At 63.4% G+C, this 25,187-nt stretch carries 17 protein-coding genes; 8 read left to right on the forward strand and 9 right to left on the reverse strand.

Translation table 11 applies throughout. The annotated features are described in order from the left end of the window. Window positions 1-51: 51 nt before the first annotated feature. Window positions 52-1,083, reverse strand: coding sequence for a cupin domain-containing protein (locus BA190_RS35530; protein ID WP_082980147.1), 1,032 nt, complete (start codon window positions 1,081-1,083; stop codon window positions 52-54). An 84-nt stretch (window positions 1,084-1,167) separates the two neighbouring features. Next, entirely contained in the window at window positions 1,168-1,692 is a 525-nt protein-coding gene (locus BA190_RS30500; RefSeq protein WP_371260438.1) for a DUF2147 domain-containing protein, read from the reverse strand. Between the two features lie 78 nt (window positions 1,693-1,770). On the opposite strand from BA190_RS30500, the gene dusB reads away from it, so the two are divergent. From dusB to ntrC, 3 genes are all read left to right on the forward strand, one after another. Then, window positions 1,771-2,811, forward strand: a complete 1,041-nt coding sequence (gene dusB / locus BA190_RS30505; protein WP_068297121.1) for a tRNA dihydrouridine synthase DusB — start codon at window positions 1,771-1,773, stop codon at window positions 2,809-2,811. Continuing rightward, window positions 2,808-3,923, forward strand: coding sequence for a nitrogen regulation protein NR(II) (locus BA190_RS30510; RefSeq protein ID WP_068297124.1), 1,116 nt, complete (start codon window positions 2,808-2,810; stop codon window positions 3,921-3,923). Before dusB ends, BA190_RS30510 begins: the two co-directional genes overlap by 4 nt. A gap of 97 nt (window positions 3,924-4,020) precedes the next feature. Further along, window positions 4,021-5,460, forward strand: coding sequence for a nitrogen regulation protein NR(I) (gene ntrC, locus BA190_RS30515; protein WP_068297127.1), 1,440 nt, complete (start codon window positions 4,021-4,023; stop codon window positions 5,458-5,460). A gap of 15 nt (window positions 5,461-5,475) precedes the next feature. Here the strand turns inward: ntrC and BA190_RS30520 are convergent, their stop codons facing one another. Beyond that, complete coding sequence (locus tag BA190_RS30520) at window positions 5,476-7,188, reverse strand: phospholipase D-like domain-containing protein (RefSeq protein ID WP_068297131.1); 1,713 nt, start codon at window positions 7,186-7,188, stop codon at window positions 5,476-5,478. Window positions 7,189-7,345: 157 nt separating this feature from the next. Between BA190_RS30520 and BA190_RS30525 the strand changes: the two genes are divergently transcribed. The 3 genes from BA190_RS30525 (at window position 7,346) to BA190_RS30535 (ending at window position 12,347) form a co-directional block, all read left to right on the forward strand. Beyond that, window positions 7,346-8,407, forward strand: coding sequence for a DUF2252 family protein (locus tag BA190_RS30525; RefSeq protein ID WP_068297134.1), 1,062 nt, complete (start codon window positions 7,346-7,348; stop codon window positions 8,405-8,407). Window positions 8,408-8,535: 128 nt separating this feature from the next. Further along, complete coding sequence (locus tag BA190_RS30530; RefSeq protein ID WP_156771768.1) at window positions 8,536-10,845, forward strand: PAS domain-containing sensor histidine kinase; 2,310 nt, start codon at window positions 8,536-8,538, stop codon at window positions 10,843-10,845. Between the two features lie 131 nt (window positions 10,846-10,976). Continuing rightward, complete coding sequence (locus BA190_RS30535; RefSeq protein WP_068297137.1) at window positions 10,977-12,347, forward strand: sigma-54 dependent transcriptional regulator; 1,371 nt, start codon at window positions 10,977-10,979, stop codon at window positions 12,345-12,347. 74 nt (window positions 12,348-12,421) lie between these two features. Here BA190_RS30535 and BA190_RS30540 read toward each other — a convergent pair whose 3' ends face one another. Next, window positions 12,422-13,330, reverse strand: a complete 909-nt coding sequence (locus BA190_RS30540) for a sulfite exporter TauE/SafE family protein (protein ID WP_068297140.1) — start codon at window positions 13,328-13,330, stop codon at window positions 12,422-12,424. Between the two features lie 519 nt (window positions 13,331-13,849). Here BA190_RS30540 and BA190_RS30545 point away from each other — a divergent pair. After that, a complete protein-coding gene (locus BA190_RS30545; protein WP_082980149.1) occupies window positions 13,850-15,712 on the forward strand; it encodes a radical SAM protein in 1,863 nt (620 codons plus the stop codon). A gap of 50 nt (window positions 15,713-15,762) precedes the next feature. Here BA190_RS30545 and mdoH read toward each other — a convergent pair whose 3' ends face one another. Beyond that, complete coding sequence (gene mdoH / locus BA190_RS30550; RefSeq protein WP_156771769.1) at window positions 15,763-17,964, reverse strand: glucans biosynthesis glucosyltransferase MdoH; 2,202 nt, start codon at window positions 17,962-17,964, stop codon at window positions 15,763-15,765. Beyond that, complete coding sequence (locus BA190_RS30555) at window positions 17,940-19,469, reverse strand: glucan biosynthesis protein (RefSeq protein WP_068297145.1); 1,530 nt, start codon at window positions 19,467-19,469, stop codon at window positions 17,940-17,942. The genes mdoH and BA190_RS30555 overlap by 25 nt, the downstream gene beginning before the upstream one ends. A 514-nt stretch (window positions 19,470-19,983) precedes the next feature. On the opposite strand from BA190_RS30555, the gene BA190_RS30560 reads away from it, so the two are divergent. After that, complete coding sequence (locus tag BA190_RS30560; protein ID WP_068297148.1) at window positions 19,984-22,755, forward strand: valine--tRNA ligase; 2,772 nt, start codon at window positions 19,984-19,986, stop codon at window positions 22,753-22,755. 45 nt (window positions 22,756-22,800) lie between these two features. Here the strand turns inward: BA190_RS30560 and BA190_RS30565 are convergent, their stop codons facing one another. Genes BA190_RS30565 through BA190_RS30575 form a run of 3 tightly spaced genes read right to left on the reverse strand, consistent with a single transcriptional unit; the run spans window position 22,801 to window position 25,187 of the window. Further along, complete coding sequence (locus BA190_RS30565; protein ID WP_068297151.1) at window positions 22,801-23,577, reverse strand: amino acid ABC transporter ATP-binding protein; 777 nt, start codon at window positions 23,575-23,577, stop codon at window positions 22,801-22,803. Beyond that, window positions 23,574-24,341: an amino acid ABC transporter permease gene (locus tag BA190_RS30570; protein WP_068297154.1), complete on the reverse strand. Its 768-nt coding sequence runs from the start codon at window positions 24,339-24,341 to the stop codon at window positions 23,574-23,576. The genes BA190_RS30565 and BA190_RS30570 overlap by 4 nt, the downstream gene beginning before the upstream one ends. 9 nt (window positions 24,342-24,350) lie before the next feature. Then, window positions 24,351-25,187, reverse strand: coding sequence for an ABC transporter substrate-binding protein (locus BA190_RS30575; protein WP_082980150.1), 837 nt, complete (start codon window positions 25,185-25,187; stop codon window positions 24,351-24,353).

The following is a 25,187-nucleotide window of genomic DNA, read 5'->3' on the forward strand; positions in this document are numbered from 1 at the left end:
GCTCCATGGTTGGATGGAGCGGAGAAGACGGCACATCGTGCCTGAGCCGGCTCAGGCGGTCTTCTCGCCGTCCCAATAGTTCCTGGTCGCCGACATGTCGAAAACCCCCGGCTCCACGCGGAGGGCGTCGACGGCCATCTTGTTGGAGTCGGGATAGACGCAGACCTCGTTCGGGTTGCGCTCGCCGATCATCAGGTAGCGGCAGGGACCCGTGCCGCTGTTGACGAAGGAGTGGCCGATCTTCTGGCCAGCCGGAAAGCAGACATAGTCTCCCGGTTTCATCCTGAGGCGCTCTTCGCCCAGGATGAGAGTCAGCTCTCCTTCGAGGACCAGCGCATGCTCTTCCTCCAGCATGTGGTAGTGGGTCGGGCACAGGCGCATGCCGGGAGCCGGGGATTCGATCAGCACGCCGACGCGATAGGCCCTGCCGGCGGCGGCATAGGTCAGGTGCTTGGAAGAACCACCGAATTGCGGCCCGGCGCCATTCTCGTCCCAAGGCACGTCGTCCTGCGAGATCGGCGCAAGCGGCTTGACCGATTTTGCCGCAAGATTGCCGATGATGTCGGGCCGGGGAAAGGCCGGATCGTCGAGGCCGGTGGCCTCGCCATCCCAGTAATTGCGCGCCGCCTCCAGGTCGAGGAGTGCATCCCTTCCGAGGGCGCGCACCAGCACCTTGTTGGAGTCAGTATAGACCACCACCTCGTTCTCGTTGCGCTCACCGATGATCACGTAGCGGGCCGGCCGGCTGCCCTGGTTGAGGAGGCAATGGCCAGCCCTCTGTCCGGCCGGAAAGCAGATATAGTCGCCGGCCTTCAGCCTGTGCGTTGCGGTGCCGACCCGGGCGGTGAGCTCGCCATCGAGGACGAAGACATGCTCTTCCTCGAAGATGTGAAAATGCGCCGGCGAGCTCTGTTTTCCCGGCTCCAGCTCCTCGATGGCGACTCCGACATGATAGGAACCGCCGATGGCGGCCCGGGTAAGATGCCGATACCGCACGCCGAAGCGTGGCACCTCGGACCATTCCGTCCAGGGCACGTCATGCGACGAAATCGGTCGCGCCGCCGGCCCGCTCTCTGACATCATCGCTCCAAAACCTCTCAAACAGGCATCGGCCTCGTCTCGGCCGGAAAGGCGCGCGCCGCGCTTCGGGCAACACGCCTGCCGTGTCTATTGGCGGCTCCAGCTGACAGACCGGCAGATCAGGCCGCCGAGAACGCAGCCGGCCGTGGTGAGACGATTGCCCGACAGGGTCATGGTGCCGGTATAGGTCTTGCCGTCCTCGGGATTGAAGGCCTTGCCTTTCCATTTGTCGTCGCCCGATGGCGCCATGTCGTAGAACACACGCTTGCCGACATTGTCCTGGTGCTTGGGATCCTTGACCCAGACGACGGAGCCGCACAGCGCTTCGCCACATGGGGCGATCTTCACCTTCGATTCGCCATTCTCCCTCAACCAGGTCCCGGATGCATCGCCGGCCTGGGCGGCGCCTGCCAATAAAATGGTTGAGATAGTGGCTATAACGAATTGTGACAGCTTCATCTTCATTGATTCAACTCCCAGGCGCGGCTGTGAGGGGCAATATAGGTGCCCTTGCGCAACCGCATCATTTGCCAAACGCGGGCAATGTGCAAATCGGAGTATCGGAAGTGGCGGTGCGATGAATCTGCCCTGCGCTGCCCGTTTTGCAGGCATGCTTGTTTAGGAGGCGAATTCCGCTTGCTGCCGTCCATGTGACTGGCTAGATTGTGAGCATAGAGGAGCCCTGCATTCATGGTAGGCAAGGAAATCACGGCCACGATCGAATCTGCGCCGCCAAGACGGCTGCGGATCGGGACGGTCGAGTTGGCAAATCCGGTGGTCCTGGCGCCGATGTCGGGCGTGACCGATGCCGTGCTGCGCGGCATCGCGCAGCGCCAGGGCGCAGGTCTGGTGATTTCCGAGATGGTGGCGAGCGATCGCCTCGCCACCGGTGACGAGGAGGCTCGCTTGCGAGCCGAAGCGCCCGGCGGCGGACCGCATGTCGTGCAACTCGCCGGTTGCGAGGCGCACTGGATGGGCGAGGCAGCCCGCGTGGCGGTCGATGCCGGCGCCGATGTCATCGACATCAATATGGGTTGTCCGGCCAAGCGCGTCACTGGCGGCTGGTCCGGTTCGGCCTTGATGCGTGATCTCGATCATGCGCTCACCCTGATCGAGGCGACTGTGTCGGCCGTGAAGGTTCCAGTGACGGTGAAGATGCGCCTGGGCTGGGATCAGGCCAGCCTCAATGCAGCTGAGCTCGCCCGCCGGGCTGAGCAGGCGGGCGCCACCATGATCACCGTGCATGGGCGCACGCGCATGCAATTCTACAAGGGCACGGCGGATTGGCGGGCCATCCGGGCCGTGAAGCAGGCCGTCGGCATTCCGGTCGTCGCCAATGGCGATTGCCGGGGCCTCAGCGATGCCCTCGCCATGCTGCAGCAATCGGGCTGTGATGCCGTGATGGTGGGCCGGGCTGCCCAGGGACGGCCATGGCTGCCGGGGCATATCGCCCGGGAGCTCGAGGCAGGCGAAGTGCTACCCGTGCCTGATGCGCCGGTGCAGCGCGATCTGACGCTCGAGCACTATCATGGCCTGCTCGATCTCTACGGGCCGGCGCATGGGATCCGCCATGCCCGCAAGCATCTGGCTTCCGCCATGGAGGCGGCTCAGCATTATTTCGGTGGCGGCAATGCCGAACTGCGCCAGTCGGTTCTGACGGGCGACAAGCCCGGCGAGGTGGCGACCGCCTTCACCGCCTATTTCGCCAGCCTCGACCGGGTGGCCGCATGACAGCCCTGCCGCGCCACATGCCCAATCACGAAGCTGTGCTGAATGCCTTGCCGCACGCCATTCTCTCGGTGGATGCGCAGGGCAGGGTGCTCGATGCCAACATGGCCGCCGAGGCCTTCTTCGACGTCAGCGCGCCGATGATGCGGCGTAATTTGATCAAGGACCTGCTGCCTTTCGGTTCGCCGCTGCTGGCCCTGATCGACCAGGTCCGCGAGCGCAATGCGCCCGTGAACGAATATCGCGTCGATCTCGGCTCGCCCCGGCTCGGCGGAGAGCGGCATGTCGACATCCAGGTCGCGCCGATGCAGGACCAGTCCGGCGGCGTGGTGATCATGCTGCAGGAACGCACCATCGCCGACAAGATGGACCGCCAGCTCACCCATCGGGGCGCCGCCCGTTCGGTGACGGCGCTGGCAGCCATGCTGGCCCATGAGATCAAGAACCCGCTCTCCGGCATTCGCGGCGCGGCCCAGCTCCTGGAGCAGTCGGTCGAGGACGCCGATCGCGAGCTGACGCAGCTGATCTGCGAGGAGGCCGATCGCATCGTCAAGCTGGTCGACCGCATGGAGGTGTTCTCGGACGAGCGCCCGGTGGCGCGCAGCCCGGTGAACATCCATGTCGTGCTGGAGCATGTGAAGAAGCTGGCCCAGTCCGGCTTTGCCCGCAAGATCAAGTTCATCGAGGACTACGATCCCTCGCTGCCACCCGTGCATGCCAACAAGGACCAACTCGTCCAGGTCGTGCTCAACCTGGTCAAGAATGCCGCCGAGGCCATCGACGGCGAGGCGGATGGCGAGATTACCATGACCACCGGCTTCAAGCCGGGCGTGCGCCTTTCGGTGCCGGGATCATCCTCGCGGGTCAGCCTGCCCATCGAAGTGTGCATCAAGGATAGCGGGCCGGGCGTGGCGCCGGATCTCCTGCCTTATCTGTTCGATCCCTTCGTCACCACCAAGACCAGCGGCACCGGGCTGGGACTGGCCCTCGTCGCCAAGATCGTCGGCGATCACGGGGGGATCGTCGAATGCGAAAGCCAGAACAAGCGTACGGTCTTTCGCATCCTTCTCCCCATGTATCGTTCCGACTCCGAAGCAAAGCGCCTTCAGCCGTGAACGCTTGTTTGTTCTTTCTCTTTGGTTCGACGCGTCTTTGCGATTTGAACTGAAACGCTCAAATCACGAAACGCTTTAGCGCATAGGAAAACCGAGTATGCAGGCAGGCAGTATTCTCGTCGCCGATGACGACGCCGCCATCCGGACGGTGCTCAACCAGGCCCTGTCCCGTGCCGGCTATGAGGTGCGCTCGACAGGGAACGCTACCACGCTGTGGCGCTGGGTCAGCCAGGGCGAGGGGGATCTGGTCATCACCGACGTGGTGATGCCGGACGAGAACGCCTTCGACATGCTGCCGCGCATCAAGAAGGTGCGGCCGGAACTGCCCGTCGTGGTGATGAGCGCCCAGAACACGCTGATGACGGCGATCCGGGCCTCCGAGAAGGGCGCCTACGACTACCTGCCCAAGCCTTTCGACCTGAAGGAACTGATCGCCATCGTCGGCCGCGCGCTGAGCGAGCCTCGCGGCAAGCCGGCGCCGCGCTCGGGCGAGGAAGCCGAGAGCATGCCACTGGTCGGTCGCTCGGCGGCGATGCAGGAGATCTATCGCGTTCTCGCCCGCCTGATGCAGACGGACCTGACCGTGATGATCTCGGGAGAGTCCGGCACGGGCAAGGAGCTGGTGGCCCGGGCCCTGCACGATTATGGCAAGCGCCGCAGCGGCGCCTTTGTTGCCATCAACATGGCGGCGATCCCGCGCGACCTGATCGAATCTGAATTGTTCGGTCATGAGAAGGGGGCCTTCACCGGCGCCAATGCCCGCTCGGTCGGGCGCTTCGAGCAGGCCGAGGGCGGCACGCTGTTCCTCGACGAGATCGGCGACATGCCGATGGAGGCGCAGACTCGCTTGTTGCGTGTGCTGCAGCAGGGTGAATATACCACGGTGGGCGGGCGCACGCCGATCAAGACCGATGTTCGCATCGTCGCCGCCACCAACAAGGATCTGCGCATCCTGATCCAGCAGGGCCTGTTCCGCGAGGATCTGTTCTTCCGCCTCAATGTCGTGCCGCTGCGGCTGCCGCCCCTGCGCGAGCGGGCCGAGGACGTGCCGGACCTTGCCCGCCATTTCTTCAAGCTGGTGGAGCGGGAGGGCCTGCCGGCCAAGCACCTGGACGTTTCCGCCGTCGAACGCCTCAAGCGTCATCGCTGGCCGGGCAATGTGCGCGAACTCGAGAACCTGGTGCGCCGGCTTTGCGCTCTCTATCCGCAGGAGACGTTGACGGCCGCGATCATCGAGCAGGAATTGGCGACCTCCGAGACCATGCCGCTGGAGGCCGAGAGCTCGGTCGACGAAACCCTGTCGGCCTCGGTCGAGCGCCACATGACGCGCTATTTCTCGAAGTTCGGCGACGACCTGCCGCCTCCCGGCCTCTACCACCGGGTTCTGCGCGACATCGAGGAGCCGCTGATCGGGGCCGCGCTCGCGGCGACGCGCGGAAACCAGATCAAGGCGGCCGAACTCCTCGGCGTCAACAGAAACACGCTGCGCAAGAAGATCCGCGACCTCGACATCCAGGTCATCCGCGCCATCCGGTGAGGCGCGGCGTGGGGCTCAATTCGGCGATTGCGGGAAGAAGAGCTTGCGCCGCTTGGACTTCATGCGATCGGGATCGAAATTCTCGCTGACCCATCCGTCGGTCGGGTCGAGGAAGATCGCCTGTGTCCCCTCGCTGCCCTTGAGTGCGAGCTGGTTGGCGACATTGCGGAAGTAGAAGTGCCGGAAGATGCGATCGAACTCCGTCATGTAGATGTCGGCGACGCGCGTCTCCCCGCGAATGAGCAGCATGTTCTCGTCATTGTTGACGAGCGAGTTCCTGGAGAAGTTCGCCGAACCGCTGATGACCAGAGGATCGTCGGATAGCGGGTCGACCAGCAGGATCTTGGTATGGATGTAGAAGACGTTGCCCTCATAGCGATAATGGCCTTCCTCCAGGAACCATCTGTCGAGTTTCCAGCCGGGGACCTTGGCGCGTAGCGTCGTCTTGCCGAGAGCGGCTCCGTTGGCGATCTGCAGATCGGGGTCGGCGCCCAGCAATTTTTCCGCCTTGGTATCGAGCGACTTCTCGAGCAGGATGTAGCGCAGGAAATCGACGTCCTCGGTAAAGGCCTTGGCCAGGGTGGTATTGACGCCGAAGGCGGCCGTGAACATCACGGTTTGCCGGGCGGAGCGGATGCGGTCGGCATACCAGTCGAGCAGGCTGTCATCGGGACGCGGGCTGAACAGCGGGGTGATCGTGCCAGGTGGAATCTCGTCCCGGGGCGCGGCATTTTCGGCCCCTACCCACTGGCGCAGCGGCTTCCATTCGGTGTCATCAGCAAGCTTTTCCCAATAGGCGAGATAGTGGGCGGCAAGCGCCGCATCGCGCACGAGATGGCCGACATTGCTCTGCCCTAGAAAGCCGGAAGCGGTGAAGTTGGTCGAACCCGTCCACAGGGCGATGCGCGCCGGATCGTCCGACAGGCGCAGGATGAACTTGTTGTGCGGGATATCGTTGCGGCGGGTGCGCGGCAGCAGGATCGACTTGGACAGGCCGGCTGCCTTGATAGCGGCGGCGTTGGCCTTGGTGGCCTCGGTATCCTTGCGCTCGCCCTTCACGGTTTCCTGGCCGGCCTCATAGACGATGGCGACGTCGACCTTGCGCTCATGGGCGGCAGCCAGGGCTTTCAGCACCGGCGGATAGCTGAATTCATAGGCGGCGATGCGCAGGCTTTCTCCCGGGCGGGCCTCGGCGATGAAATCGAGAACGGCCTCGAGCAGGCCGCGCGAGAGCCACTGGGTCGTGCGGTCATGGCGGTCATTGGGATCGGCCGGACCCCGATTGCCGAATTTCTCGGCGAAGGCCTGGCTCGCGATGGCGCCGCGATTGAAATAGACGGCGTGTCTACCGCTATCCTCGCTCTCGGTCGTGACCTCGATCTCGATGTCGTTGCCATAGCGCAGGTTCTTGGGCGTGCCGTAGACCGGTCGGATCAGGAAACCATAGGAACGGCCAGGCTTGGCGGTGTAGTCGCTCCACAAGAAGCTCTGGATCGGATGTTCGAGGGTGGAATATTTCTGCCCCGGACGCGGTTCTGGAACCACCTCGCGGAACAATTTGGTGCCGCTCAGCCAATAGGACTGGTCTTCGATGACATCGGTGCGCTTGATGGCAAAGCCGAGCAGCCCTCGGCGGGCCTCGGCAGTGGCGTCGAGCGCCAGCAGGACCACATGGCTGCCGGCGATGGCCCGAAGCGCAAAATCACCATTCGTTGCTTCCGCTCGCATGCTTGCTTCTCCCGCTTCATGCGTCGATGGTTGGACCTGTGCAGATAAAATAGAGCATGGGCGTTCGACTGTTGCGTGACATCGGGAAGGTGACAAATCAGCTATCGTTCGGCTCCGCTGCCTCCTACATTCGACGACCCGGACATGGGATGCAGGCATGAACGCAATCAGGACCTCGGTGCGAGCCTATGAAAACTGGCTGAGGGATGAGATCGGGGCCGATTTCGTCGAGGTGGACCTGGAAGAAAAACGCCGCAAGATGCGCGGCAGCGCCTTTGCCTTTCTGCGGGCGACCTATTGGCGTTGGGCCGAGACGATCCTGGAGATCTGCCCTGAACTCGCTGACGCACCGGAAGTTCTGGCGATCGGCGACACCCATCTGGAGAATTTCGGTACCTGGCGCGACAGCGAAGGGCGCCTGGTCTGGGGCGCCAACGATTTCGACGATGCCGCCTTCATGCCCTATGTGCTCGATCTCGTGCGGCTTGCCACCAGTGCGTTGCTGGCGCGTGGCGGCAGCGATCCATCGGCGGCGGAGATCTGTCGGGCGGTCGCAGCCGGCTATGCCGCGGGGCTGGCCAATCCCGCTCCGGTGGTGCTCGAGCGTGATCACAAGTGGCTACGCAGGGCCGTGCTGCTGCCGGAATCGGAGCGCAAGGCGTTCTGGAGCAAGTTCGACATCAAGACGCGAAAGCCGATCAAACCTGATTACGAGGAGAGGTTGCGGGCATCGATGCCCGATCCGCAGGGCACATATCATTTCTTCCCCAGACGGGCGGGCACCGGCAGTCTCGGCCGGGCGCGTTTCCTGGCTTGTGGCGAGTGGCGGGGCGGGCCGGTGCTGCGCGAGGCCAAGAGGTTGACCATCTCGGCCTGGTCCCTTCGCTTCGATCGGAAGGCCAAGGCGATCCTGGCCGAGCCGATTGCAACCGGCCGCTGCCGGGCACCGGACCCGCATTATGGGGTGAAAGATGCCATCCTCGTGCGGCGCTTGTCCCCCAACAGCCGCAAGCTGGAAGTGAAAACGGCGATCGACGCGTTCCTGTCGCCTCGCATGCTCGCACTGATGGGGCGGGAAATCGCCAATTGCCATGCCGATGATCCGGAACGATTGCCGCTGCTGCAGCAGGATTTGCGCAAGCGCGGGAAAGACTGGCTCTGCAACGCCGCGAGGGCGGCGGCCGCGGCCGTGATCGGCGAGCAAGAGGCGTTCGCCTGAAGCCTTGAATGGCTGGCTCGTCAGTTTCGCCTTGATTCTGTTACAATTCGGCAACAGTGTTGCATGAATCACTCAGCCGGGAATCGTCCGGGCTGACCGATCGACAATGGGGTGAGGACGGCGTTCGAATGGCAGTTGCAGACAATGCCCAGCAGACGGTGCCAGACGTCGCCAGCATGCCGGCACGGCGCCTCGGCCTGCTTGGTTTCGGGCTGGTCATTCTTTCGGTCGCGTCGGCTATCGGCACTTTCTTCGTGCTGGTTGACGTCGAGCCGGTCTCGTTGCTGCTCAAGAGCACGGTCTCCCATCTGCGCTTCTATCTGGGTATCGATAGCGTCGCCCAGGCGCCCAACACCGATATCGCCTACAGCAACGCTATCGACGCGCTATTCATCGTCAACGCCTCCTTCATCGTGGCATTGCTGGTGCTGCTGGCGGTCGAGGCAGGCAATCTGATCGTCGCAAGGCGTCGCGGGCAGGCCGGGGCCGCATTGCATATGCGAGTGATCGGGTTGTTCTCCGTCGTCTCCGCCGTGCCGGTGCTGCTGCTGGCGACGGTGGCGATCATCTCACTCGACCGCGGCCTCGACAATCTGTTCTCGACGCGCGTCAGCAATATCGTCAACACGTCGGTTGCCGTTGCCAATTCCTACCAGGACGAGCAGGCCCTGCAATTGCGGTTTGCCGGTCTGTCGATGGCTGCCGACCTCAACAAATATTCACCGCTCTATGCGGCCGACAGGTCGCAATATCAGCGCTTGTTCGACATGCTCGCCGTGAATTACGGCCTGTCCAGCGCCATGATCCTGACGCGGGACGGCCAGGTGACCGACCAGTCCTACGTTCCCGGGAGCCTGCCCTTCTTCCTGCCGGCCAAGCTCTATCCGGCCCTTGCCGCCGCGGACCAGCAACCAGCCGTGCGCATCGACCCCGGTACGCAGAACGTCACGGGCCAGATCATCAAGCTGGCCGCCTACACCGACCGCTATCTCTTCATCGTCCGGCCCTTCGACCCGAAGATTGCCGAATATATCCGCCAGACCGGCGAGGATTCGGAGCGCTTCGAGAATCTGAAGGCGTCCCGTTTCCCGACCCAGGTCAATTTCGCGCTGCTCTATGCCATCATCGCCCTCAACATGCTGCTGGCGGCGATCTGGATCGGCCTGTCCTTCGCCAATCGCCTGGTCGAGCCGATCCGGCGCCTGATCAGTGCCGCCGACCAGGTCGGCAGCGGCAACCTCAACGTGCATGTGCCGGTGGAGCGGCGCTCGGGCGACCTCGGCAAGCTTGGCGATACCTTCAACAACATGACGGATACGCTGCGCACCCAGCGCAACGACCTGCTCGGGGCCAATGACCTGCTCGACAGCCGGCGGCGCTTCATCGAGGCGGTGCTGTCCGGCGTTTCCACCGGCGTGATCGGCATCGACGACGAGGGCAAGATCACCGTGGTCAATCCGCTCGCCAGCACCTGGATCAAGTCGCGCCAGTCTGCCGTCGGTCGGCCCCTGGCCGAAGTGATGCCGGAGCTGTCGACCTATCTCGCCGACGCCCTCGGCACGCGGTCGCGGCTGGTGCAGGGCCAGATCACCATCAATCGCGACGGGCGCGAGCGCAATCTCACCGTGCGCGTCACTTCCGAGCAGTCCACCATGCGCGAGCATGGCTATGTGGTGACGCTGGACGACATCACCGAACTCGTGGTGGCACAGCGCAGTTCGGCCTGGGCGGACGTGGCCCGCCGCATCGCCCATGAGATCAAGAATCCGCTGACGCCGATCCAGCTCTCGGCGGAACGCATCCGGCGCAAATATGGCAAGGTCATCGTCGAGGACCGCGAGGTCTTCGACCAGTGTACCGACACCATCGTGCGCCAGGTCGATGACATCAAGCGCATGGTCGACGAATTCTCCTCCTTCGCCCGCATGCCCAAGCCTTCGATCGAGAACGAAGACTTCGGCGAGATGGTGAAGCAGGTCGTGTTCATGATGCGTATCGGCTATCCCGACATCACTTTCACCTATCAGCCACCACCCGAACCCATCATCGCCCGTTTCGATCGGCGCCTGCTCTCCCAGGCGGTGACCAATATCGTCAAGAATGCCACCGAGGCGATCGCTGGCCGTCCCGAGGACAGGCCGGGACCGGGCACCGTCGAGGTGCGCGCGCTGCGCAAGGGAACCGATATCGCCGTGGAGGTTATCGACAACGGCATCGGCCTGCCCAAGGAAAATCGCCAGAAGCTGCTGGAACCCTATGTCACCACGCGCGAGAAGGGCACCGGCCTCGGCCTGGCCATCGTCGGCAAGATCATGGAGGAGCATGGTGGCGGCATCGAACTGCTCGACGCGCCTGATGTGGCCGACGGTGGCCATGGCGCCATGATGCGCCTGTGGTTTCCGGCGGAGGCGCCGGCCAGCAACGAGGCCGCGCAATGATGGCGACATCCGATTTCATCAGGGCAAAGGCCCATTCTTCCAGCGCGATCGCAAGGCATTTGCGAGCGGCACACCCGGCCTTGTGCAGGGCCGTGGCGCTGAATTCACCTCATGCAAGCAGGAACTAGACGATGGCGACCGACATTCTGATCGTTGACGATGAGGCCGATATCCGAGAGCTCGTTGCCGGCATCCTCGAGGACGAAGGTCACGGCACGCGAACGGCAAAGGACGCAGACGATGCCTTGGCGACCGTCGCCCAGCGCCGGCCGCATCTCATCTTTCTCGATATCTGGATGCAGGGATCGCGCCTCGACGGGCTCCAGCTACTGGAGGTCCTGAAGGCCGAGCATCCCGACGTTCCGGTTGTGATGATTTCGGGCCATGGCAATATCGAAACCGCCGTCGCCGCGATCAAGATCGGCGCCTATGACTTCATCGAGAAGCCGTTCAAGGCGGACAGGCTGGTGCTGGTGGCCGAACGCTCCCTGGAAACCTCGCGCTTGCGCCGCGAGGTCAACCAATTGCGCCAGATCTCGGGCAGCGCCTCCAAGATGATCGGGCGCTCCTCGGCCATGAACCAGCTCCGGCAGGTGATCGAGAAGACCGCGCCGACCAATAGCCGCATCCTGATTGCGGGGCCGCCCGGATCGGGCAAGGAATTGGCTGCCCGAACCATCCACCAAGCCTCGCAGCGGGCCGAGGGGCCGTTCGTGGTACTCAATTCGGCCTCCATCCTGCCGGAGACCATGGAAACCGAACTGTTCGGTGTCGAAGGCGGCGATGGCCGTGCTCGCAAGGTCGGTGCTTTCGAGGAAGCCCATGGTGGCACGCTGTTTTTCGACGAGGTCGCGGATCTGCCGCGCGAAACGCAGGGCAAGATCCTGCGGGTGCTGATCGACCAGAATTTCTCCCGCGTCGGTGGCGCCACCAAGGTGCATGTCGACGTGCGCATCATCACCTCGACCTCGCGTGACTTGACCGAGGAAGTGGCCGACGGGCGCTTCCGCGAGGATCTCCTGCACCGCCTCTCCGTGGTGCCGATCCGCGTGCCCGGCCTGTCCGAGCGCCGCGAGGATATTCCCGAACTCGTGGACTATTTCCAGGGCCAGATCGCGCAGGCGACTGGCTTGCCGCGCCGCGTGGTCGGCCCCGATGCCATGGCAGTGCTGCAGTCGCATGAATGGCCCGGCAATGTCCGCCAGCTGCGCAATAATATCGAGCGGCTGATGATCCTGGTCGGGGGCGATGCCGATGCGACCATCACTGCCGAAATGCTGCCGCCGGAGATCGGTGCGCTGATGCCGACCCGTCCGAACGGGCAGGGGGGCGAGCAGTTGATGGGACTGCAATTGCGTGATGCCCGCGAATTGTTCGAGCGCGAATATCTGATCGCGCAGATCAATCGTTTCGGCGGCAATATCTCCCGTACGGCCGAGTTTGTCGGCATGGAGCGCTCGGCTCTGCACCGCAAGCTCAAATCGCTCGGCGTGGGAGCGTAAACCGGCATGGATCACCGATTCACGTCACGCGGTTGCCGATGAATTCGGCGCCCGCGTGACGACGGGCGCCCGGCTTATGCCAAGGCCTTCCAGAGATTCCAGGCGCTGAGCGCGGTGATCAGCACGCCGACGATGATCAGGAGGGCGCGGGTCGGCAGCTTCTTGACCAGAAGCGCTGCGAAGGGCGCGGCAAACAATCCGCCGAAGACCAGGCCGGCGATCGTCGTCCAATGCGTGAAGCCACCGAGCAGGGCGAAGGAGAAGCCGCTGGCGATGGCGAGGAAGAACTCGGCGGCGTTGACGGAACCGATGGTGGTGCGCGGGTCGTGGCCAGTGCCCAGCAGCGAGGTGGTGACCACCGGTCCCCAGCCACCGCCGCCGACCGCATCGACGAAACCACCGGTAACGGCGAGCGGCGCGACGAAAGTCGGCGGTTCGGTGCGGACATGGATGGCCCGGAAGGCCTTGCTGACGATATAGAGACCCAACAGCAGCAGATAGGCCGATATCCACGGCTTCAGCAGATCGCCGTCGATGGCGGTGACGAGATAGGCTCCTATCACCGCGCCGATGACGCCGGGAACGAGCAGGCGCGCGAACAGCTTGCCGTTCACATTGCCCAGCTTCCAATGCGAGAGGCCGGAAAAGCCGGTGGTGAAGATCTCGGCGATGTGAACCGAGGCCGAAGCCGCGGCCGGCGGCACGCCCGTGGAGAGCAGGAAGGTCGTGGAGGTCACGCCATAGGCCATGCCGAGAGCACCGTCGACGATCTGGGCCAGCAGCCCGACGGCAACGGCCGTCCAGAAGCCGCGCGAGACCAGGCCCGAACCGATTTCGGCGGGCGCGGCGTTCCAGTCGATGGGCGCGTACCAAAGCCCTGCTGCGATAGCCACGGCAACCAGGGCTGGAACGGCAATAAAAGCAATGCGTGTCAAACGATATCGTTTGCTGAATGCAATGGATGAAACATCGGAAGATGACATGGTGGGCTCAAACGTCTGGAATGGTCAAGGATGAAGGTCGGAGCGTCCGTCCCTCTATCGACAGCGTTCACGTGTTCGGCCCGTGACGCCAAACTCGTGGCGACGGTTCACAGACGGCGTAGCCATGGCGGTCTCCAACGGCAATGGATCGAGGCTGATCGTTTGTGTTCAGCTCAAGAATGTCAATATTTTTCTATAAAGTTTATGGAAATTATAAATTTTTACCTCTGCAGGCTGGTTTGGCTGTGCAGCTTCGATCGGCGTTGGTGACAACCTGCCAAGACTCTCGATCAGGAGAGGAGTGCGTGTGTTAAGAAGAGATCATTGTGGCGGGTATGCTGAGGTTTGCCGTCTTACTACTTGTTCACCAGCCTCGGTGCCGGGTGTTGGTGATCCCTGCGAAGCAGCATGTGCGTAAAACACCCAGCAATGCGGGGCTTGGCGCGGCACTAAGCAAAAATCATCTTGCTCCCGGAATGGAAGTCTCTACAAAAGTACAAATATCCTTGGGGCCAAGGCATGCAGGGGCAGGCAGTTGCAGGGCCGCGTAGACCAGGCGCCCAGCCGGGGCGGCAGACGCGCCATGTCGATATCTGGCTGATCAAGGCTACGCGATATGACGATGACGGCTATCCTATCCGCTGGATAAGGTCGGCCATTCCGTCGAACTCGCTTGCCTGCGTGTGGGCCCTGGTGGAAGACGCCATCTCCCGGCAAGTCTTCGGTCCCGACGTCGAAGCGCGGGTGCACGCCATCGACGAGACCAATACCCGGGTGGACATTCCTGCCATTCTGGCAAGCCATCAGGGCGAGGGTGCTCGGGCCATCGTCATGCTGGTCGGTGTGCAGACCAACCAATATCCGCGGGCGATGGATATTGCGCGTCCGCTGCGTGCCGCCGGTGTGCCGGTCTGCATTGGCGGTTTCCATGTCTCGGGCTGCGTCGCCATGCTCGGCGAGGATGCCGAGGAACTCGTTTTGGCCCGGGAGCTCGGCGTCAGCCAGTTTGCCGGCGAAGCCGAGCCCGATCGCCTCGATGCCGTGTTGCGCGATGCGATGGCCGGCACCCTGAAGCCGCTCTACAATCATCTGAAGGACCAGCCCGGCCTGCAGAACGTGCCGGTGCCGCTGCTGCCCGGACCGATCGTGCGGCGCTCCTTCACCCATTGGTCGAGCTTCGATCTCGGCCGGGGTTGTCCATTCGAATGCTCCTTCTGCACCATCATCAACGTCCAGGGACGCAAGAGCCGCTTCCGCACGGCGGACGAGCTGGAGGCCATCCTCCGGCTGAACGCTGCGGAAGGCGTGAGCAAGTTCTTCGTGACCGACGACAATTTTGCTCGCAACCGCAATTGGGAGGCCTATTGCGACCGGCTGATCGAGCTGCGCGAGCGCGAAGGGCTGGAAGCTCGGCTGCTGATCCAGGTCGACACCATGGCCCATCGTATTCCCGGCTTCATCGACAAGGTGGTGCGGGCCGGCGTGCGGCTGATCTTCATCGGGCTCGAGAACATCAATCCCGACAATCTGGAGGCGGCCAAGAAACGCCAGAACCGCATCGAGGAATATCGCGAGATGGTGCTGGCGTGGAAGCGCCATCCTGTGGTGATCAGCTGCGGCTACATCATCGGCTTTCCTGCCGACACACGGGAATCGATCCTGCGCGACGTCGATCTGATCAAGCGGGAACTCGCCATCGACGTGCTCTACTTCAACATTCTGACGCCTCTGCCCGGCAGCGAGGATCACAAGCGCATGAAGGAAGCCGGGGTATGGATGGACCCGGACTTCAACAAATATGACCTGAATCATCGCGTCACCCATCATCCCAAGATGAGTGACGCCGAGCTCGATGCCGTCTTCCACGAAGCCAGCCGGCGCTATTATGATTTCGGGCATATGGAGCGGGTGTTCAAGCGCCGGGTGCAGCTCAGGAACGGCATGCGGCTGACCACACTCTACAATCTGATCGCCTATCGCGAAGGGCCACGGCGGGAAGGCGTCGCCTTCGCGGAGTTCGGCCTCGGGCGCATCATCGATCGCAGGGAGCGGCGCTACGGGCTGCCAGCCGAAAACCCGCTGCGCTTCTACGCCCGTTATGCTTGGCGCTTTGCGCGCACGATGGCCGCTTATGCCTACACCTATGGCCGGCTGCGCCTGAGCGTGGCCAAGGCCTGGCGGGCATGGGGGCGCCAGGATGAGTTCCCCTATGCCGACGAGGCCATCGCCGCCGTCGATGAACGCTTGGACCCGCTGGTCCAGGAAACCGCCGATCGCAGCACGCCCTATGCCAAGAAGCGCCAGGAAAATCGGCTGAAGTCGCGCCTCCAGGACGGCCTGCAGCCCGAACCCGGCCTGAGTGGTGAAGCCGTCGGCCCATAGCGCTGCCTCCGTTGCGAAGGCACGCCGATGATGGGCCTTGAGTGAACGGCTTAGGCTGGTTCGGCCTTGGCCGGCTCGTGCAGGCGCGACAGGCTGGCGATCAGGCTGCGATCATGCAGCGCCACGAAGCGCTCCTTCGAATTCAGCCATTTTGCAGCCTCCTCGATCGAGGCGGCCTCCGCGATCTTGGCTTGCGCCATGACGCGATCCTGCTCGAAACGCCCGCGCTCCCGGGAAGCCGAGGTCGGCAGCATGGTCTCGTGCAGGGCTCGGAAGCCGGCATCCTTGTAGACGACCTCGATGGCGTCGCTGTCGTCCTCTCCGACGGCGGCGAGCTCCGTGCTGAGGGCGTTGGCCCGCGTCGCCACTTCCGGCGGGTGGGTCTCCTCGGGCGTCGCCAGAATGCCGTGGCGGCGCAACCACAGGCCGAGCGCGAGCTGGCCGGATGCCCAGGAGAGCGGAATGGCAAGGAGGAGGCCGAGGATGGTCGGCGACATCCAGGTGAACAGATAGGGTGAGATCACATAGGCGGCCACGCCCGCGAAGAGACCGAGAACGGTGTGCGAGCGATGGCGCTTGACGATGTCGCGGAAGGGGATCGAACCGTCGTCGCGCCGTTGCGGCTTCCAGCCCGAGTCGCGCCCGACCAGGATTTCGAACACGGCGCCCGACTGGATCAGCATCATCACCGGGGCGAGCAGGGCCGAGAGGATGATCTCCAGCAGCACCGACAAGGTCAGCCGGATGCCGCCGCCGCTCGCCCGGCGATTGGGGCCGTCGAGCAGCATGATGATCAGGCCGAAGAGCTTCGGCGCCAGCAGGATGCCCATGGTGCCGCCGAACAGTGCCAAGGCGAGTTCGGCGTTGAACACCGGCCAGGTCGGGAACAGCGAGAATTCGTCGGTGAAATATTCGCGCCGGATGAAATGGGCTTGCAGCGCGATGGTCAGACCGACCAGGAGCTGGAGCAGCCAGAGCGGGCTTGCCAGATAGGAGAAGATGCCGTTGGCAAAGTGCTGGCGCGTGCAGGGATGAAAACCCTTGGAACCGATCACGCGGGCATGCTGCAGATTACCCTGGCACCAGCGCCGGTCACGTGCCGACAGGTCGATCAGCGAGGGCGGGCTCTCCTCATAGGAGCCCGTGATGTCGTTGAGCATATAGACGGCGTAGCCGGCACGGCGGATCAGCGCAGCCTCGACGAAATCGTGGCTGAGGATGTGGCCGCCGAAGGGCGGCCGGCCGGACAGATCCGGCATGCCGCAATGCGCCGCGAAGGCCTTGGTGCGGATGATGGCGTTATGGCCCCAGTAATTGCCGTCATGGCCCATCCACAGCGACAGGCCTTCGGCGATCACCGGACCATAGACGCGCGCGGCGAATTGCTGGATGCGCGCGAACAGGGTGTTGCGGTTGATGATCAGCGGCAGCGTCTGGATGATGCCGGCATCCGGGTCGCGCTCCATGGCAGCAGCCAGCTGCACGACGGAGGAGCCCGTCATCAGGCTGTCGGCGTCGAGCACCAGCATATGGTCGTAGGAACCGCCCCAGCGCGTGACCCAGTTGGCGATGTTGCCCGCCTTGCGGTTCGTGTTGCGCTGGCGATGGTGGTACCAGAGCTGGATGTCGGGTCCCAGGCGTTTGCGCATTGCCAGGAAGGCACGTTCCTCGGCGATCCACACATTCGGGTCGGTGGTGTCGGAGACGAAGAAATAGTCGAAGGCGCGGCCGAGCCCTGTCTGCTCCACCGATTCGATGATGGCCTGCATCGCGCCGAAAACCCGGCTCGGCGCCTCGTTGTAGATCGGCATGAGCACGGCGGTGCGGGTGCTCAATTGCTGCGGCAGGGGCTGGGTGCTGCGTCGGTGGAAGAGCAGATAGACGAAGCCCGCGACGCCCGCCGTGAAGGCGAGGGCGATCCAGGAGAAGTTCAGCACGAACAGACAGACCAGGGCCCATTCGAGGAAGGTGACGCCGCCGACTTCGACGACCTTGTACATTTCCCAGGCGCCGAAAGCGGTGAGCACAAGCATGCCGCCGAAAACGAACAGCCGGATGAGCCAGGAGCCGTGATGCAGGGCCGGATGGATCCAAGAGCGGCGTTCCGAGCGCGACCACTTGGTCAGCGACTGCACCGGCATTTCCAGCCGATTCTCATCCGGCATGGCGGGGCGCTGATAGACCCATTCCTGCGACGAGGTAGGGTTTGTGCCGCCGGTGTGTTCCTCTACGGTGTCCATCGATACAGCCATGTCTCACTTACAGGCTTGCCGTCCTTGACCAGCACGGCACGCATTTCCGAATAGGTTTCGCTGCTCGGGTCAAGGCCGAAACTCAGGCGACCGATGCGCCGCTCCGTTTCCAGAGTCAAACTGACGTCGCTCAGCTTGCCGGGATTGACGGTGATCTCCGGCGTGACGCCGTTGAGATTGTCGGCACTGGCGAACAAGTCGCCCTGGAAGTCGATCACGAACAGGCGCCGCTTGGAGCCCAGGGCTCCGATGCGCGTTTCGCGCACCAATACCATTGGCGGGCGCTCAGCCGGCGTCCAGCACCAATTGGTGCGATAGGCGAAGGAATAGTCCTTGCCCGCCTCGAGGGCATCCTTGGGGCGCCAATAGGTGATGATGTTGTCGTGGATTTCCTGATCCGTCGGGATCTCCACGAGCTGGATCGAGCCTTCACCCCAGTCGCCCTTGGGCGTGATCCATACGCTGGGCTGCATCTCGTAGCGGTGGCGGCTGTCTTCGTAGTCGGCCGGGTCGCGATTGCGCTGCAGCAGACCGAAGCCGCGCGGCGTCTTGTCGACAAAGGCCGAGATCTGCAGCGTCTCCGGATTCTGCAGCGGGCGCCAGATCCATTCGCCGCCGCCGGACAGCATCTGCAGCCCGGAAGAGCCATGGACGGCCACGCGTACGTCGTCGACCCCCTTACGGTCGTTGGAGCCAAACAGATACATGGAATTCAGCGGCGCGATGCCGACATGTTCGATCTTGGCGCGCGGGAAAATCGTGGTTTCGACGTCGATGGTCGTGATCTCGCCCGGATGCAGCGTCAGGTGGAACGCACCCGTCGCCGCTTCCGAATCGAGCAAAGCGTGCACCACCAGATTTTCGGCATTCTGAGGCGGACGCTCGATCCAGAAGGCGCGGAAGCCGGGGAACTCCTCGCCGCTGGATTCGCCGGTATTGATCGCCAGCCCGCGCGCCGCTGCGCCATAGACCTGGTTCTTGGCGATGGCACGGAAATAGCTGGCGCCCTGGAAGATGGCGAAATCATCGAGCCGATTGGGCATGTCGATCGGCGCCTTCAGGCGAAAGCCGGAAAAGCCCAGCTTGGAATCAGGCGGCGGCGCGGCGATCTTGCCGAAGTCGAACATCGCCGGCTCATAGGGCACAATGAGCACGCGGCCGTCCTCGACAGTGAACAGATCGACAGGGGTCGCGTAGATGAAACCGCGATGCAGCGGTTCGATCACGAAGCCGCGGTGATCCTGGCTCCAGATGCCGCGGTCGGGCCGGAATCGGATCGAGACATATTGCTCGTAGTCCAGGTTCTGCAGCGAGGACGGCAGCGTGGCATCCGGTGCCTGATAGGGGGCCTTGGCCAGGTTCCTGGCATAGTCCAGGAGCTTGTCGCGGGAGAAAACCTCGCCTTCCTTCAGGCCCGGGGCGTCGATCGCTGCCCGGGCTGCCTGAGGCGCGGCCAACACACCGGTGGCAATCGAGGCAAATTTCAAGAAGTCGCGTCTGTTCATGGTCTTCTTAACGCGCTTTCGGCAGGCGCAATAGGTGTGGCTGGGCAAGGGACGGCACCACGTCCCTCGGGAGGAAGCGTCGGGTCATCATCGGGGCACCATAGGTGATACGGTCGCCGGCAACAACTGGCGGGTGTATTCGCGACATCGTCCCCGACCATCCCACACCCGAACCGCCGGCCTTCAACCGAAGAATCGTGACGACTTCATGATGTAGAGGGAGAGGCTTTCTATTTTCTTGTCACAAGACGACACCGTGCCCGGGGGTGAAGGCCGGCACCAGGGAGGAAGAGGTCGGAAGATCGCAGGGCGTATCGCGTTGGAAAATGCCGGAAAGCTGCCGGGCGCAGCGGCCTTAGCGCTTGTTTCGTTGACTTTGAGGGGGCGTTTCTGCCACTACCGGCCGTGAATTGCGTGGACTACTCGCTCACGGGCATGTCGGCCGGCCGAATCACGGAGCCGCCGGTGCCTGTGCTTGCCGCCCATGCCAGCTGACCTGCCTTGAAAGAAGATCATGATCGAAACCACCTTTGATCCCGCCAGCGTCGAGCCGCGCGTGTCCGCGGCCTGGGAAGAGGCGCAGGCTTTTCGCGCGGGTCGCCCGGATCGGGCCGGCGCTGCTCCCTATTCGATCGTGATTCCGCCGCCGAACGTCACCGGCTCGCTCCATATGGGCCATGCTCTCAACAACACGCTGCAGGACATTCTCTGCCGCTTCGAGCGCATGCGCGGCAAGGACGTGCTCTGGCAGCCCGGCACCGATCATGCCGGCATCGCCACCCAGATGGTGGTGGAGCGCCAGCTCCAGGAACGCCAGATTCATCGCCGCGAGATCGGGCGTGAGAAATTCCTCGAGCATGTCTGGGCCTGGAAGGCGGAATCGGGCGGCACCATCGTCAATCAGTTGAAGCGCCTGGGCGCTTCCTGCGACTGGTCGCGCGAGCGCTTCACCATGGACGAGGGCCTGTCCAAGGCCGTGATCGAGATCTTCGTGCGTATGAACGAAGCCGGCCTGATCTATAAGGACAAGCGCCTGGTCAGCTGGGACCCCAAGCTGCTGACCGCGATCTCCGACATCGAAGTCGAGCAGGTCGAGGTGAACGGGAGCCTGTGGCACTTCGCCTATCCGGTGGTGGACGAGGCAGGCAATGAAACCGGCGAGACCATCACCGTCGCCACCACGCGCCCGGAAACCATGCTCGGCGACACTGCCGTGGCCGTGCATCCGTCTGACGAGCGCTACACCCATCTGGTCGGCAGACAAGTGCGGCTGCCGCTGGTCGGGCGCCTGATTCCGATCGTCGCCGACGAATATTCCGATCCCGAGAAGGGTACCGGCGCGGTGAAGATCACGCCGGCGCACGACTTCAACGATTTCGAAGTCGGCAGGCGGCACAATCTCGATGTGATCAACATCCTCACGGCCGAGGCGCGTATCAACGACGCCGCGCCTGAAGCCTATCGTGGCCTGGATCGTTTCGAGGCGCGCAAGCGCATCGTTGCCGACATGGAGGCTGCCGGCCGCCTGGTCGAGATCGAGAAGCACAAGCATCAGGTGCCGCACGGCGACCGCTCGGGCGTGCCGATCGAGCCCTGGCTTACCGACCAGTGGTACCTGAACGTCCGCCCGCTCGCCGAGGAGGCCCTGGCGGCCGTGCGCCGCGGCCAGACGCGTTTCGTGCCGCAAAACTGGGAGAAGACCTTCTTCGACTGGCTCGAGAACATCCAGCCCTGGTGCGTGTCGCGCCAACTGTGGTGGGGCCACCAGATCCCGGCCTGGTACGGGCCGGATGGCGGCTACGTCATCGCCCGCAACGAAGCGGAAGCGCGCGCCAAGGCCGATGAGAAATGGGGTGCCGGCACGCCGATCACGCGTGATGAGGACGTGCTCGACACCTGGTTCTCCTCGGCGCTGTGGCCTTATTCGACCTTCGGCTGGCCGGACAAGACGGCAGAGCTCGCCAGATATTACCCGACTTCCGTGGTGGTGACGGGCTTCGACATCATCTTCTTCTGGGTTGCCCGCATGATGATGACGGGCCTGTTCACCCAGAACGACGTGCCGTTCAAGGACGTCTATCTCCATGCCCTCGTCCGTGACGAGAAGGGCGCCAAGATGTCGAAATCCAAGGGGAACGTCATGGACCCCCTGGATATCATCGACGGTATCGAGCTCGATGCCCTCGTCGCCAAGCGTACCTCGGCGCTGGCCAACAAGGCCGATGTCGGGCATGTCACCTCGGAGACGCGGAAAGCCTATCCGAACGGTATCGAGCGCTATGGCGCCGACGCTCTGCGTTTCTTCCTGGCCGCGATGGCCGCGCCCGGTCGCGACATCAAGCTGTCGATCGACCGCGTCAAGGGCTATCGCAATTTCGGTACCAAGCTGTGGAACGCCACGCGCTTTGCCGAGATGAAGGGCTGTGTGCGCGATCCCAGCTTCGACCCGAAATCGGCCAAGATCGCGCTCAACCGCTGGATTGCCGGCGAAGCGGAGAAGGCTGCGGGCGAAATCCAGCGTGCCATCGAGGCCTATCGCTTCAACGATGCCGCCAGCGCGGTCTACCGCTTCATCTGGAACGTGGTGTGCGACTGGTATGTCGAGCTTGCCAAGCCGATCATCGAGGGTGAGGACGAGGCGGCACGGGCCGAGACACGCGCCATGGTCGCCTTCATCCTCGACCAGTCGACGCTCTTGCTGCATCCCTTCATGCCCTTCATGACCGAGGAGCTCTGGTCGGTGACGGCAGGGCCGGTTCCGCGCAGCCAGATGGCGGCGCTGACCGCCTGGCCGGACCTTGGCGGCTTGCTCGATGCGGCGGCGGACGAGGAGATCGGCTGGCTGGTCGATCTCGTCGCCGAGATCCGCTCGATCCGTACCGAGGTCGGCGTGCCCGGCGGTGCGCAGGTGCCGCTGGTCATGGTGAACGCGTCCCCGGCCATCGAGGCGCGCGTCGCGGCCCATGGCGAGACGCTCAAGCGCCTGGCCCGCATCAGCGAGATCAGCTTTGCCCCGGCAGCCCCGAAGGGCTCGGTGCAGATCATCGCCCGCGGCGCGGTGGCGGCCCTCGCTCTGGAAGGCGTGGTCGACATCGAGGCCGAAAAGGCCCGCTTGAAGAAGGAAACCGACAAGATCGACGGCGAGATCGCCAAGATTAATGCGAAGCTCGGCAATCCCGATTTCATCGCCCGGGCCAAGGAAGAGGTGATCGAGGAAAACCGCGAGCGCCTCGAAGAGGCGACAGCTCGCCGTGCCAAGCTGCAGGACGCCCTGGCAGGCCTGTAAGGGAATGGTGTGCCGGTTTGAAGACCGGCACACCAGTAATGGCGATCACGACACGCGGGCCAGAAAGGCCTTCGAGCGCTCGGAGCGGGGTGCCGTGAAGAAGGTCTCGGGCGGTGCCTCCTCGACCACGAGGCCATCGTCCATCATCACCACGCGATCGGCGACCTCACGGGCAAAGCCCATTTCATGGGTGACGACGACCATGGTCATGCCTTCGCGGGCGAGCTCCTTCATGACTTCCAGCACCTCGCCGACCATTTCGGGATCGAGTGCGCTGGTCGGTTCGTCGAACAACATCAATGTCGGCTTCATCGCGAGCGCACGCGCGATGGCCACGCGCTGCTGCTGGCCTCCCGAGAGCTGGGCGGGATAGGCATCCGCCTTGTCCTTGAGGCCCACGCGCGCCAACAGTGCCATCGCTTCGCGACGGGCCGTTGCCGGGTCGATACCCAGCACTTGCGTCGGGGCTTCGATGATGTTGCCGAGCGCGCTCAGATGCGGGAACAGGTTGAAGCGCTGGAAGACCATGCCGATGTCCCGGCGCTGCCGGGCGATATTGCGCTCGCTGTCCTCGACGAGGCGACCCTTCTTCTCGCGATAGCCGATGAGATGGCCATTCACGCGGATGCGACCGCTCTGGATCTTCTCCAGATGGTTGATGCAGCGCACGAAGGTGGTCTTGCCCGAGCCGGAGGCGCCGATGATGACGACAACCTCTCCACGCCGGACGTTGAGCGAAACGCCCTTGAGTACCTGCATCGAGCCGAACCACTTCTCGACCCCCTCGGCCTCGACGGTCCATTGCGTGTCTGCGGTGCTCATGGGCTGACTCCGAACAGGCTGGTCAGGAGCCGGCCGCGCGGCGCCTTGCTGCGCGTCTCGGCAAAGGGCGTGCTGAAGCGAGCTTCGATGTAGCGCTGGAGAAAACCCCAGAGAGTGGTGAGAGAGAGGTAGTAGAGCGCGACCACCGAATAGAGCTCGAAGACGCGAAAGGTTGCCGACGTCACCATCTGGGTTGCCAACAGGAGCTCGGGCACGCCGATGACGCTCAGCAGCGTCGTGCTCTTCAGCATGCCGTTGAAGTTGTTGCCGAGCGGAGGAATGATAACCCTTGCAGCCTGGGGCAGGATGATGCGCCGCAGGAGCTTGGCGGGCGTCATGCCGAGCGACTTGGCCGCCTCGGTCTGCCCTCGATCGATCGAAGTGATGCCGGCGCGGATGATCTCGCCCATATAGGCGGCTTCGTTGAGGCTGAGGGCGATGATGCCGGCCTGGACATTGCCCGGCAGGATCATGAAGCCGAGATCGATATCGTGAAAGCGCAGGATGCCGGCCGCGGCGAGGGCGGTGTAGATGAACACGATCTGCACCAGCAGCGGCGTGCCGCGCATGACCCAGACATAGAAGGAGGTGAACGCCTGCAGGATCCGCCATGACGATAGCCGCCCCAGGGCCACGAACAGGCCGAGGGTCGTGCCGACGATCTGCGCGACGATACTGATGCTGAGCGTCAGCCAGAGGCCGTGCAGATAGATGCTGGAGGGTTCGAGCAGGTAGTGGAAGAAGAAGGCCCAGTTGAAGTTCATGGCAAGACCTCACAAGGCGTCGCGTTCGATACCCCAGTTTTCCAGGATCTTCTTGTAGGTGCCGTCCTTGCGGACTGCGTCGAGCGCCGTAGCGAAGGCTTTCTGCAGCTCGGTGTCCTCCTTGCGGAAAGCGGCACCGATGATTGCCTGGGCGAAAGGTTCCCCGCCCATTTCGAACAGGTCCGGAGCCTGCTTGAAATAGTAGCCGGCCGTCTTGATGGTGGTGCCATAGGCATCGACCTGACCGATGCGCAGGGCCTGGAAAGCATCGGTGTCCTTGGGAAACACCACGACCTGGGCCTGTGCCTTGCCTTCGCCAGCGAGCTTCTTGTTCTCGTCGTCGACAAGAGACTGGATCGTGGTGCCGTTCTCGACGGCAACCTTCTTGCCGGAGAGGTCGGCGAGCCCGGTGATATGGCTGGAATTGCCCTTCAGCACCACGAGGGACTGGCTGGAGGCGAGGTAATCGACGAAATCGACGACCTCCCGGCGCTTGGGCTTGTCATAGAGTTCGGACATAATCACGTCGCACTGCTTGGCGATCAGCGCCGGGATGATGCCGTCGAACTGCACCTGCTTCCATTCCGCGCTGACACCCAGTTGCTTGGCAATGGCATTGCCGAGCTCGATCTCGGCTCCGGTCAACGAGCCGTCATCCTTGTAGAAGGACAGCGGCGGCGATCCGATATCGGCGCAGATCACCATCTTCTTAGCCTCGGCAATGGCAGCCGGCGGCTGGACGGGCTGTGCCCAGGCCATGGTGGCCATACTCGCCGCCACGAGGCCGGCCGATAGGAAAGCAAGGTCAGGGCGAAGGCGAGGCAGTACGGCACGGAATGCGCGCAT

This window comes from Labrys sp. WJW, assembly GCF_001676615.1.
GTDB classification, from domain to species: Bacteria; Pseudomonadota; Alphaproteobacteria; order Rhizobiales; family Labraceae; genus Labrys; species Labrys sedimenti.